The sequence below is a fragment of the Streptomyces manipurensis genome, assembly GCF_049570255.1.
Taxonomy (GTDB): Bacteria; Actinomycetota; Actinomycetes; order Streptomycetales; family Streptomycetaceae; genus Streptomyces; species Streptomyces manipurensis.
In genome coordinates this window covers 1602410-1614902 of the sequence record NZ_CP186950.1, presented here as the reverse complement: position 1 = coordinate 1614902, position 12493 = coordinate 1602410, and the positions used below count along the sequence as shown (strand labels likewise).

The window sequence follows — 12493 nt, the reverse complement described above, 5'->3', positions numbered from 1 at the left end:
GAACGGCAGTTTTCCGCCCAAGTGAAGAACGCGTCAAGGGTCGGCCAGGCCAATGTGTCGGATCGTTACCACGCGGTGCGATCAGCCAAAACCGGCCATACGAAGGTCGGGATATGGCGAAAAGTGGGCAGAAAGAGGCCCAGGGGCAGCCCGAGGCTGCTAAAGGAAGCTCAGAACCGGCCTGCGCCGAGATCGCGTGAAACCGCACGCGCACAGTCCCGGACCGACGCCACGAGGGCCGCACGGGGCTCGCCGGACTCGCCGCAGACCCGTTCCACGGCACCCGCCACCGCCACCGCGCCCACCGGCATCCGCCGCCGGTCGTGGATCGGCGCGGCCACGGAGGCGATGCCCTCCCAGGTCTCCTCGACGTCCGCGGCCCAGCCGCGCGCCCGCGTCAGGTCCAGGACCTGCTCGAAGCCGGCCCCGTCCGTGACCGTCCGCGGGGTGAACGCCTCGCGCTCCACGTCCACCGCCTGGCTGTGCGCGACGGGGTCGTAGGCGGACAGCACCTTGCCCAGGGCCGTCGAGTGCAGTGGCTGCATCGCCCCCACCTCCAGCACCTGGCGGCTGTCGTCGGGCCGGAACACGTGGTGCATGATCAGCACCCCGCTCTGGTGCAGCACGCCCACGTACACGCTCTCGCCGCTCGCGCGGGCCAGGTCGTCCGTCCAGACCAGCGCGCGGGCGCGCAGCTCGTGCACGTCGAGATAGCTGTTGCCCAGGCGCAGCAGCTCCGCGCCCAGCTGGTAGCGGCCGGAGGCCGGGTCCTGCTCCACGAAGCCCTCGGCCTGCAGGGTGCGCAGGATGCCGTGGGCCGTACCCTTGGCCAGGCCCAGCGAGGACGCCACGTCCGAGAGCCCCAGCCGGCGCTCGCCGCCCGCCAGGAGTCGCAGCATCGCAGCGGCTCGTTCGAGCGACTGGATGTTCCGTGCCATCGCGCAGCCTCCTGCTGACCTTCGGTGTTACTGACCATCTTGACGCGGTTCGACAATGCTGAACACTATCGGTCGATGCCGACCTCCCGCACCGTCGGAGATCTGTTCGCCGTACCCGCGCGGGCTCGTCCCGCGGCACGTCCCCGCCACAGAATGCAGTCCGCCACGTGGGACACCCACACCGGGGCCGGGGCCCCGCGGTTACCCTGGCCGCGTGCACCCCTGACACAGCGGGGGTGCAAAGCCGACAGCCGTCGCATCCCAGGGAGCTCAACCATGGCCTCGTTGCCGAACCCGCCCGCCGACACCCAGACCCGGGCCGATGCCCTCCGAGAGGCGCTCACGACCCGCGTGGTCGTCGCCGACGGGGCCATGGGAACGATGCTCCAGGCGCAGGACCCGACGCTGGAGGACTTCCAGCAGCTGGAGGGCTGCAACGAGGTCCTCAACGTCACCCGCCCCGACATCGTGCGCTCGGTCCACGAGGCGTACTTCTCGGTGGGTGTGGACTGCGTGGAGACCAACACCTTCGGCGCGAACCACGCGGCGCTGGCCGAGTACGACATCGCCGAGCGCAACTTCGAGCTGTCGGAGGCCGGCGCCCGGGTCGCCCGCGAGGTCGCCGACGAGTTCACCGCCTCGACGGGCCAGCAGCGCTGGGTGCTGGGCTCCATGGGGCCGGGCACGAAGCTGCCGACGCTGGGCCACATCACCTACGGCCAGATCCGCGACGCCTACCAGACCAACGCCGAGGGCCTGCTGACGGGCGGCGCGGACGCCCTGCTGGTGGAGACCACCCAGGACCTCCTGCAGACCAAGTCCTCCATCATCGGCGCCCGCCGCGCCATGGACGCCCTCGGCATCGACGTCCCCCTGATCTGCTCGGTCACGGTCGAGACCACCGGCACCATGCTCCTCGGCTCGGAGATCGGCGCCGCCCTCACCGCCCTGGAACCGCTGGGCATCGACATGATCGGTCTGAACTGCGCGACCGGCCCGGCCGAGATGAGCGAGCACCTGCGCTACCTCGCCCGCAACGCCCGCATCCCGATCTCCTGCATGCCCAACGCCGGCCTGCCCGTCCTGACCAAGGACGGCGCCCACTACCCGCTGACCGCCCCGGAGCTGGCCGACGCCCAGGAGACCTTCGTCCAGGAGTACGGGCTCTCCCTGGTCGGTGGCTGCTGCGGCACCACCCCCGAACACCTGCGCCACGTCGTCGAACGCGTCCGGGGGAGCGCACCCGGCCCCCGCGACCCCCGCCCCGAACCGGGCGCCGCCTCCCTCTACCAGACGGTGCCGTTCCGGCAGGACACCTCGTACATGGCGATCGGTGAGCGGACGAACGCGAACGGGTCGAAGAAGTTCCGTGAGGCGATGCTGGAGGCGCGCTGGGACGACTGTGTGGAGATGGCCCGGGACCAGATCCGTGAGGGCGCGCACATGCTCGACCTGTGCGTGGACTATGTGGGCCGTGACGGCGTCGCCGACATGGAGGAGCTCGCCGGCCGTTTCGCGACGGCCTCCACGCTGCCGATCGTGCTGGACTCCACCGAGGTCCCCGTCATCCAGGCGGGTCTGGAGAAGCTGGGCGGGCGTGCGGTCATCAACTCGGTGAACTACGAGGACGGCGACGGGCCCGAGTCCCGCTTCGCGAAGGTCACGCGGCTGGCGCAGGAGCACGGCGCCGCGCTGATCGCGCTGACCATCGACGAGGAGGGCCAGGCCCGCACCGTCGAGCACAAGGTCGCCATCGCGCAGCGCCTGATCGAGGATCTCACGACGAACTGGGGGATCCGTGAGTCCGACATCCTCATCGACACCCTGACCTTCACCATCTGCACCGGTCAGGAGGAGTCCCGTGGGGACGGCATCGCGACGATCGAGTCGATCCGTGAGCTCAAGCGCCGCCACCCCGACGTCCAGACCACCCTGGGCCTGTCGAACATCTCCTTCGGTCTGAATCCGGCGGCCCGTGTCCTGCTGAACTCGGTCTTCCTGGACGAGTGTGTGAAGGCGGGCCTGGATTCGGCGATCGTGCACGCGTCGAAGATCCTGCCGATCGCGCGTTTCGACCAGGAGCAGGTCGACACGGCCCTGGACCTGATCTACGACCGGCGCCGCGAGGGCTACAACCCGCTGCAGAAGCTGATGGCCCTCTTCGAGGGCGTGAACACCAAGTCCCTCAAGGCCGGCCGCGCGGAGGAACTCCTCGCCCTGCCCCTGGACGAACGCCTCCAGCGACGCATCATCGACGGCGAGAAGAACGGCCTCGAAACCGACCTGGACGAGGCGCTGGAGACGCGGCCGGCGCTGGACATCGTCAACGACACCCTGCTGGAGGGCATGAAGGTCGTCGGTGAGCTGTTCGGGTCCGGACAGATGCAGCTGCCGTTCGTGCTCCAGTCCGCCGAGGTCATGAAGACCGCGGTGGCCTACCTGGAGCCGCACATGGAGAAGTCCGACGCGGAGGGCAAGGGCACCATCGTGCTGGCCACGGTCCGCGGCGACGTCCACGACATCGGCAAGAACCTCGTCGACATCATCCTGTCGAACAACGGCTACAACGTGGTCAACATCGGCATCAAGCAGCCGGTCTCCGCGATCCTCGAGGCCGCCCAGGAGCACAAGGCCGACGTCATCGGCATGTCCGGCCTCCTGGTGAAGTCCACCGTGATCATGAAGGAGAACCTGGAAGAGCTCAACCAGCGCAAGCTGGCCGCCGACTACCCCGTCATCCTCGGCGGCGCCGCCCTCACCCGCGCCTACGTCGAACAGGACCTCCACGAGATCTACGAGGGCGAGGTCCGCTACGCCCGCGACGCGTTCGAAGGCCTGCGCCTGATGGACGCCCTGATCGCCGTCAAGCGTGGTGTCCCCGGCGCCACCCTGCCCGAGCTGAAGCAGCGCCGTGTCGCCCGTCGCGACACGCCCGCCCTCCAGGTGGAGGAGCCCGAGGAGACCGGCGGCCGTTCCGACACCTCCGTGGACAACCCGGTGCCCACCCCGCCGTTCTGGGGGACCCGCGTGGTCAAGGGCATCCCGCTCAAGGACTACGCCTCCTGGCTCGACGAGGGCGCCCTCTTCAAGGGCCAGTGGGGTCTGAAGCAGGCCCGCGCCGGCGGAGCCACGTACGAGGAGCTCGTCGAGAGCGAGGGCCGGCCGCGGCTGCGCGGCCTGCTGGAGAAGCTGCACACGGAGAACCTGCTGGAGGCCGCCGTCGTCTACGGCTACTTCCCCTGCGTCTCCAAGGGCGAGGACCTGATCCTCCTCGACGACGCCGGCAACGAGCGGACCCGTTTCACCTTCCCACGCCAGCGCCGCGGCCGCCGCCTGTGCCTCGCGGACTTCTTCCGCCCCGAGGAGTCCGGCGAGACCGACGTCGTCGGCCTCCAGGTCGTCACGGTCGGCTCGAGGATCGGGGAGGCCACCGCCAAGCTGTTCGAGTCCGACTCCTACCGCGAGTACCTGGAGCTGCACGGCCTGTCCGTCCAGCTCGCCGAGGCCCTCGCCGAGTACTGGCACGCCCGGGTCCGTGCCGAGCTCGGTTTCGGTGGTGAGGACCCGGCCAAGGTCGAGGACATGTTCGACCTCAAGTACCGCGGCGCGCGCTTCTCCCTCGGCTACGGCGCCTGCCCCGACCTGGAGGACCGCGCCAAGATCGCCGACCTCCTCCAGCCGGAGCGGATCGGCGTCCACCTGTCGGAGGAGTTCCAGCTCCATCCGGAGCAGTCCACCGACGCGATCGTGATCCACCACCCCGAAGCGAAGTATTTCAACGCACGCTGAGCTCCGCCGACGTACACTTGTCGGTCCCATACAGGCCGGTCGCCTGTTCCCCGGGGGTTGCCCCGCGGGAAGAGGTGACCGGCCTTCTCGTCCCCCAGAAGAGGTACGCGCATGACGAGCACCGTTCCCGCACCCGTCCCCCGCACGGCCGACGGCTCGGCCCTGCAGGCGGTGCTGCTCGACATGGACGGCACGCTGGTCGACACCGAGGGCTTCTGGTGGGAGATCGAGGCGGAGGTCTTCCGCGAGCTGGGGCACCGGCTGGAGGAGTCCTGGCGCGACGTGGTCGTCGGCGGCCCCATGAGCCGCAGCGCGGCCTTCCTCATCGAGGCCACCGGAGCTGCCATCACCGTCGGCGAGCTGAGCGTCCTGCTCAACGAGCGCTTCGAGGCCCGCATCGCCGACGACGTCCCGCTGATGCCCGGTGCCGAGCGGCTGCTGTCCGAGCTGGCCCGGCACAACGTGCCCACTGCCCTCGTCTCCGCCTCGCACCGCCGGGTCATCGACCAGGTGCTGCTCACCCTGGGCCGCGACCGCTTCACCCTGACGGTCGCGGGCGACGAGGTGGTCCGCACCAAGCCGCACCCGGACCCGTACCTGCTCGCCGCGCGCACGCTGGGCGCCCACCCCTCGCGCTGCGCCGTCATCGAGGACACCGCCACCGGGGTGGCCGCCGCCGAGGCCGCCGGCTGCCGGGTGGTGGCCGTGCCCTCCGTCGGGATGATCGAAGCGGCTCCCGGCCGTACGGTCGTCGGCTCGCTGGAGGACGTCGACCTCGCTTTCCTGCGCTCGCTCATCGCCCCGATGAACTGAGTGCCCGGCCCGGAACGCCCCCCGCGCGGCTACGCTGCGTGAGCGTGCACTCAGCCCGCATACATTGGTATGCGGGCACTTTCATCCGTATGCACCAATACGGACAGGAACCCTCCGGGCACACTCCGTACCGAACAGAACCTCGGTCCTTCCGATGCCTGACGGAAGGATCTTCCGCGGGATGCCCCGGAGGCTGAAATTCCATCCCCTCCGCGGCCGTCGCTCAGCGTGACCTTGGTCACCTGCCGCACCCCCCGGGGGCCCTCAAGGGGCCCCCGGGGCCTTCCCTTGTGTCCGGATTGATCAGTCACTGACCGAATCTCCGCGGCCTCACGCGTGGACAGGCAGTTCCCTCCCATCACAGTGCGATTACGCACCAAGTCCGGCCAGTTCCAGCCATCCCGCCCCGGACCACTAGTGTCGGGCCGGGCACTGCGCCGCACCCAGCCGTCCCGGACACACACCCCTGTGCCGGAACCGCGTGGACCGATCGTCATACCACCGGCCCGATCGTTCCGCCCCGAACGGGCGACCGCCGCGAAGAGCCCTCTACGCCGCTTCAACCAAGTGCCGGTTACAGGGAGTACTTCCAGCATGAACCGCAAGACCATGGTGCTGACGGCCGCGGCCGGACTGCTCGCCCCGACGCTGACCGCATGCGGCAGCGCGACCGGCGGAGGAGCAGGATCCGGAGCGATCGTCGTCGGGACCACCGACCGGTTCGAGGCCGCAGACTTCGCTCCCGCCCCGTTCGACCCCGCGTACGCCTACGACGCCGGCGCCTGGAACGTCCTGCGCCAGACCGTCCAGACGCTCATGCGCACCCCCCGCGGCGGCGGCCAGCCCGTCCCCGAAGCGGCCTCCGGATGCCGCTTCACCGACACCGGCAACGAGAGCTACCGCTGCACCCTCCGCCCCGGCCTGAAGTTCGCCGACGGCGAGCCGCTCACCGCCAAGGACGTGAAGTTCTCCATCGACCGCGTCCTCGCCATCAAGGACGAGAACGGCCCCTCCTCGCTGCTCTCCACCCTCGACAACGTCGAGGTCAAGGGCACCGACACCGTCGTCTTCCACCTGAAGACCGCCGACGCGACCTTCCCGTACAAGCTCTCCACCCCCGCCGCGGGCATCGTCAGCGCGAAGAACTACGACGCCAAGAAGCTCCGCGAGGGCTTCACCGTCGACGGATCCGGCCCCTACACGATGAAGGCCGAAGCCAAGGACAACCACCTCGTCCGCGCCGTCTTCAGCAAGAACCCCCACTACAAGGGCGACATCAAGCTGCAGAACGACAAGGTCGAACTGCGCACCTTCGACGACTCCGAGACCATGGGCAAGGCGCTCACCGACGGGAAGATCCACATGGTCTCCCGCACCCTGTCGCCCGCCCAGATCACCGACCTCAGCGCGAACCCGCCCAAGGGCGTCAAGCTCGTCCCGATGCCCGGCCTGGAGATCCGCTACCTCGGCTTCAACACCGACGCCCCCGTCGTCAAGGACAAGGCCGTACGCCAGGCCCTGGCCGCCGCCGTCGACCGCGGGTCCCTCATCTCCAAGGTCTACGGCAAGTCCGCGCAGCCGCTCTACTCGCTGGTCCCCACCTCGGTGACCGGCCACGTCAACTCCTTCTACAACAAGTACGGCGAGGCCAACACCGCCAAGGCCGCCGCGCTGCTGAAGGACGCCGGGATCAAGACCCCGGTCAAGCTGACCCTGCACTACACCAACGACCACTACGGCGACGGCACGGCGGCCGAGTTCGAGGCCCTCAAGGCCCAGCTCAACTCCACCCAGCTCTTCGACATCACCGTCCAGGGCAGCGAGTGGAACAGCTTCCGCCCCACCCAGAAGAAGGGCGACCACGCCGCCTACGGGCTCGGCTGGTTCCCCGACTACCCGGACGCCGACAACTTCCTCGCCCCGTTCCTGGAGCAGGACAACTTCCTGGGCACCCCGTACGCCAACAGCACGGTGCGCACCAGGCTCCTCCCCGAATCCCGGCGGGCGGCCGACCGCAGCGTCGCCGCCCCCGCGATCGCGGAGATACAGGACATCGTCGCCGAGGACGTGCCCGTCCTGCCCCTGTGGCAGGGCAAGCAGTACGTCGCCGCACGCGACGGGATCACCGGAGTGGAGTGGTCGGTCAACGCCATCTCCGACCTCCAGCTGTGGGAGCTCGGCCGCGGTGTGAGCGGCTGAGAAAGGCAGAGACCGGCAGCGGATGTCGCGGGCCGGAGCAACGAAACAGTTCGACTGTGAAGGACGTTCGCGTGAATCGACGTAACCAGTGGCTGGCGGCCCCGCTCGGCGCAGCCACCGCCGCCGCGCTGCTCAGCGGTTGCGGTTCGACCGATGGCTCCAATGCCGGCAGCGGCAAGGGCGTGGTCATGGGCATATCCGACAAGGTGAAGTCCACCGACCCGGCATCCGGCTACGACCCGGGCTCCTGGCTGCTCTTCAACAACGTCTACCAGTCGCTGCTGAGCTTCCCCAAGGGCGGCATCGCCCCCGAGCCGGACGCCGCCCAGTCCTGCGCGTTCGAGGGCGCCGACAGCAAGCTCTTCAAGTGCACCCTGCGGACCGACCTGAAGTTCAGCAACGGCAACAAGCTGACCTCCAAGGACGTCAAGTTCTCCTTCGAGCGCACCCTGAAGATCAACGACGAGAACGGCCCCGCCGTCATGCTCTCGTCGATCGCCGGCATCGACGCCCCCGACGAGCAGACGATCGTCTTCCGCCTCAAGACCTCCGACGCCACCTTCCCCAGCAAGATCGCGTCGGGTGCCGGCTCCATCGTCGACCACCGCGAATACCCGGCCGACAAGCTGCGCACCGACAACAAGGCCATCGGCTCCGGCGTCTACAAGCTGGACTCCTTCGGCGAGAAGAGCGCCACCTTCTCCGTCAACGAGTCCTACACCGGCAAGGCCAAGCCCAAGAACACCGGCGTCACGCTGAAGTTCTTCAACGGCGACCAGGCCGGTCTCAAGACCGTCCTCGAAAGCGGAGACGTCGACTTCGCCTTCCGCGGCCTCGCCGCCAAGGACATCGCCGCCCTCGCCTCCAGCAAGACCGGCGACGACAAGATCGACGTCGTCCAGGGCACCGGCGCCGAGGTCGAGCACATGGTCTTCAACGTGAACGACCCGGTCGTCGGCAAGCTCCCCGTCCGCAAGGCCATCGCCTACCTCATCGACCGCGAAGCGCTCGTCAAGGACGTCTACCAGGGCACCGCCACCGCCCTGTACTCCATCGTCCCGACCGGCATCGCCGGCCACACCACGCCGTTCTTCGACCGCTACGGCGGCACCCCGCAGCCCGAGAAGGCCAAGGCCGTCCTCAAGGCCGCCAACATCAACGGCAAGGTCAAGGTCACCCTCTACTCGACCCCGTCCCGCTACGGTCCCTCCACCGACCAGCAGTTCGAGATCATCGCCAAGCAGCTCAACGACAGCGGACTCTTCGAGGCCGACGTCAAGTCCGTCGAGTACGAGCAGTACGAGAAGGACATCCAGGCCGGCAAGTACGGCATCTACGTCAAGGGCTGGGTCCCCGACTACCCGGACGCCGACAACTTCACCCAGCCGTTCTTCGGCCCGGGCAACGTCCTGAACAACAACTACGACAACAAGGAGATCACCGGGACCATCATCCCGTCGACCTCCGCCAAGTCCGACCGCACCGCGGCCAACACGGACTACAACCGCCTCCAGGACATCGTCGCGGACGAGCTCCCGCTCATCCCGCTCTGGCAGGGCAAGCAGTACGCCGTCACCCGCCAGAACGTCACCGGCCTGCAGTGGTCCCTCGACGCCTCCACCGTCTTCCGCTTCTGGGAGATCAGCAAGGGCTGAGCCGGCACCGCACCGGAAACAGCGGAAAGAGGGGCACCCCGCGGCGACCGCCGCGGGGTGCCCCTCCGCCGTACCTGCGGCCCTACTGGGCCCCCGGCCGCACCAGACCGCTCTCGTACGCGTACACCGCGGCCTGCACCCGGTCCCGCAGACCCAGCTTCGTCAGCACGTGACCCACATGCGTCTTCACCGTCGTCTCGCTCACGAACAGGTCCGCCGCGATCTCCGCGTTCGACAGCCCCCGCGCCACCAGCCGCAGCACCTCGACCTCGCGCTCCGTCAGCGTCCCCAGCGTGTCCGGCAGGGACTCCTCACCCGACGGCAGGTGCCCCGCGTACTTGTCCAGCAGCCGCCGCGTGATGCTCGGAGCCAGCATCGCCTCGCCCGCCGCCACCACCCGGATCGCCTGCACCAGCTCGGCGGCCGGCGCGTCCTTCAGCAGGAACCCGCTCGCCCCCGCCCGCAACGCCTCCACCACGTACTCGTCCAGATCGAACGTGGTCAGCACCAGCACCTTCGCCGGACCGTCCCGGCCCGGACCCGTGATCTGCCGGGTCGCCTCCACCCCGTCCATCCGTGGCATCCGGATGTCCATCAGCACCACGTCCGGCTGCAGCGCCCGCACCTGGTCCAGCGCCTGCAGACCGTCCCCGGCCTCGCCGACCACCGCCAGGTCCCCCTCCGCCTCCAGGATCATCCGGAAGCCCGTGCGCAGCAGTGGCTGGTCGTCGACCAGAAGGACGCGGATGGCCACGGGGGATACCTCGTATTCGTCGCGATTCGTCGGACCGCCCATTCTGCCCTGGCCCGACGATCAAGGACTCACGCCCCCGGCGGCAGCCCGGGCTCCCCGGCCGGCCGCGGCACCACCGGCAGCGGATACACCGGGGGAGTACCACCGAACTCCGGACACACCGCCTGGTGATCACACCAGCCGCACAGCTTCGTCGGCCGCGGCCGCCACTCACCCGTCAGCGTCGCCTCCCGGATCGCCTCCCACAGCGCGAGCAGCTTGCGCTCCACCCGCTCCAGATCCGCCACCACCGGGTCGTACGTCAGCACGTCCCCACTGCCCAGGTACACCAGCTGCAACCGCCGCGGCACGACCTGCTTCAGCCGCCACACCACCAGCGCGTAGAACTTCATCTGGAACAGCGCACCCTCCGCGTACTCCGGCCGCGGCGCCTTCCCCGTCTTGTAGTCGACGATCCGCACCTCACCCGTCGGCGCCACGTCCACCCGGTCGATGATCCCCCGCAGACGCAAGCCCGACTCCAGCTCCGTCTCCACGAAGAACTCCCGCTCCACCGGCTCCAGCCGCGTCGGGTCCTCCAGCGTGAACCACCGCTCGACCAGCGCCTCCGCCTCCGTCAGCCACCGCGCCAGCCCCGCCCCCTCGTCCCCCGGCGGGAACAGCTCCGTCAGCTCCGGCTTCGACTCCAGCAACCGGTCCCACTGCCCCGGAACCAGCGCCTTCGCCCGCGGAGCCGTCCGCTCCTGCGCGGGATCGTCGAAGAGCCGCTCCAGCACCGCGTGCACCAGCGTCCCCCGCGTCGCCGCCGCACTCGGCTTCTCCGGCAGCCGGTCGATCACCCGGAACCGGTACAGCAAAGGGCACTGCATGAAATCGCTCGCCCGGGAAGGAGAGAGCGAAGAAGGCGCCACGGCGGCCGGCACGGCAGGCACGGCCGCACCCGGCTCGGCCCCAGGGGTCATCGTCATGCACAAAACCCTACGACCCGCCACGGACAGCACGCGCATACCATCGACGCCAAGCCCCCTCGCACTGCATGATCGGAGCATCACCCGGCGCCACAGCACAGCGCCCCCCACCACCGAACGCGACGCACACCCCACACGAACCACCAGCACCGAACGAAGGACAGCCGTGGCAGACACCGACCAAACCGGCGAGCGCGGAAACCGCCGCTCAGGACCGGGCGGCGGACTCCTCATGGGCCGCCCCTTCGGCGTACCCGTCTACGTCTCGCCCAGCTGGTTCCTCGTCGCCGCCCTCATCACCTGGGTCTTCGGCGACCAGCTCGACCGCGTCCTCCCCGACCTCGGCCCCGTCCGCTACCTGGTCTCCCTCTTCTTCGCCGTCGCCTTCTACGCCTCCGTACTCGTCCACGAACTCGCCCACACCGTCGCCGCCCTCCGCTTCAAACTCCCCGTCCGCCGCATCCAGCTCCAGTTCTTCGGCGGCGTCTCCGAGATCGAGAAGGAGTCCGAGACACCCGGCCGCGAATTCGTCCTCGCCTTCGTCGGCCCCCTCCTCTCCCTCCTCCTCGCCGGAGCCTTCTACCTCGGCATGAAAGCCGTCGACCCGGCCACCGTCCCCGGCGTCCTCCTCGCCGGCCTGATGATCTCGAACCTCCTCGTCGCCTTCTTCAACCTCCTCCCCGGCCTCCCCCTCGACGGCGGCCGCATGCTCCGCGCCGTCATCTGGGGCATCACCGGCAAACCCATGACCGGCACCATCGCCGCCGCCTGGGTCGGCCGCGCCCTCGCCGTCGCCGTCCTCCTCGGCCTGCCCCTGCTCACCCACACCGGACTCCTCGGCAACCGCACCGAAGAGATCGGCGGCATGGACACCGTCATGGACGCCCTCCTCGCCGCGATCCTCGCCGCCATCATCTGGACCGGAGCCGGCAACAGCCTGCGCATGGCCCGCCTGCGCGAACACCTCCCCGAACTCCGCGCCCGCACCCTCACCCGCCGCGCCATCCCCGTCGAGAACGCCACCCCCCTCTCCGAGGCCCTCCGCCGCGCCAACGAAGCCGGAGCCCGCGCCCTCGTCGTCGTCGACGGCCACGGCGACCCCGTCGCCATCGTCCGCGAAAGCGCCATCGCCTCCGTCCCCGAACACCGCCGCCCCTGGGTCGCCGTCAGCACCCTCGCCCAGGACCTCACCGACGGCATGAAGGTTTCCGCGGACCTCACCGGCGAAGAACTCCTCGACCACCTCCGCGCCACCCCCGCCACCGAGTACCTCGTCCTCGAACCCGGCGGAGCCGTCTACGGCGTCCTGTCCACCCTCGACGTCGAGACCGCCTTCGTGAAGGCCATGGCACGGCCCCGGTCCTGAAGCCAATACAC

The 12493-nt window shown here is 69.4% G+C and carries 8 protein-coding genes; 5 read left to right on the top strand and 3 right to left on the bottom strand.

What is annotated here, in order from left to right:
* Positions 1-170: 170 nt before the first annotated feature.
* Positions 171-938, bottom strand: a complete 768-nt coding sequence (locus ACPU2J_RS07435; RefSeq protein ID WP_361601274.1) for an IclR family transcriptional regulator — start codon at positions 936-938, stop codon at positions 171-173.
* A 276-nt stretch (positions 939-1214) separates the two neighbouring features.
* Between ACPU2J_RS07435 and metH the strand changes: the two genes are divergently transcribed.
* From metH to ACPU2J_RS07415, 4 genes are all read left to right on the top strand, one after another.
* Positions 1215-4727: a methionine synthase gene (gene metH / locus ACPU2J_RS07430; protein ID WP_423832978.1), complete on the top strand. Its 3513-nt coding sequence runs from the start codon at positions 1215-1217 to the stop codon at positions 4725-4727.
* A gap of 111 nt (positions 4728-4838) precedes the next feature.
* Complete coding sequence (locus tag ACPU2J_RS07425; RefSeq protein WP_420081297.1) at positions 4839-5540, top strand: HAD family hydrolase; 702 nt, start codon at positions 4839-4841, stop codon at positions 5538-5540.
* Between the two features lie 594 nt (positions 5541-6134).
* A complete protein-coding gene (locus tag ACPU2J_RS07420; RefSeq protein WP_423832977.1) occupies positions 6135-7739 on the top strand; it encodes an ABC transporter substrate-binding protein in 1605 nt (534 codons plus the stop codon).
* Positions 7740-7810: 71 nt separating this feature from the next.
* On the top strand, positions 7811-9394 hold the full coding sequence (locus ACPU2J_RS07415; RefSeq protein WP_361601286.1) for an ABC transporter substrate-binding protein: 1584 nt from the start codon (positions 7811-7813) through the stop codon (positions 9392-9394).
* A gap of 82 nt (positions 9395-9476) precedes the next feature.
* Here the strand turns inward: ACPU2J_RS07415 and ACPU2J_RS07410 are convergent, their stop codons facing one another.
* Together ACPU2J_RS07410 and ACPU2J_RS07405 are read right to left on the bottom strand one after the other, a co-directional pair.
* Entirely contained in the window at positions 9477-10148 is a 672-nt protein-coding gene (locus ACPU2J_RS07410) for a response regulator transcription factor (RefSeq protein WP_361601289.1), read from the bottom strand.
* Between the two features lie 68 nt (positions 10149-10216).
* Complete coding sequence (locus ACPU2J_RS07405; RefSeq protein ID WP_389078298.1) at positions 10217-11116, bottom strand: RecB family exonuclease; 900 nt, start codon at positions 11114-11116, stop codon at positions 10217-10219.
* Between ACPU2J_RS07405 and ACPU2J_RS07400 the strand changes: the two genes are divergently transcribed.
* Positions 11115-12482, top strand: a complete 1368-nt coding sequence (locus tag ACPU2J_RS07400) for a site-2 protease family protein (RefSeq protein ID WP_420081300.1) — start codon at positions 11115-11117, stop codon at positions 12480-12482. The two genes, ACPU2J_RS07405 and ACPU2J_RS07400, sit on opposite strands and share 2 nt — an antisense overlap.
* The last annotated feature ends 11 nt before the right edge of the window (positions 12483-12493 follow it).

Bases quoted from the DNA above. Each gene is read 5' to 3' on its own strand.
- ACPU2J_RS07435 (WP_361601274.1), bottom strand. From the start codon at position 938: ATGGCACGGAACATCCAGTCGCTCGAACGAGCCGCTGCGATGCTGCGA.
- metH (WP_423832978.1), top strand. From the start codon at position 1,215: ATGGCCTCGTTGCCGAACCCGCCCGCCGACACCCAGACCCGGGCCGAT.
- ACPU2J_RS07425 (WP_420081297.1), top strand. From the start codon at position 4,839: ATGACGAGCACCGTTCCCGCACCCGTCCCCCGCACGGCCGACGGCTCG.
- ACPU2J_RS07420 (WP_423832977.1), top strand. From the start codon at position 6,135: ATGAACCGCAAGACCATGGTGCTGACGGCCGCGGCCGGACTGCTCGCC.
- ACPU2J_RS07400 (WP_420081300.1), top strand. From the start codon at position 11,115: ATGCACAAAACCCTACGACCCGCCACGGACAGCACGCGCATACCATCG.
- ACPU2J_RS07405 (WP_389078298.1), bottom strand. From the start codon at position 11,116: ATGACGATGACCCCTGGGGCCGAGCCGGGTGCGGCCGTGCCTGCCGTG.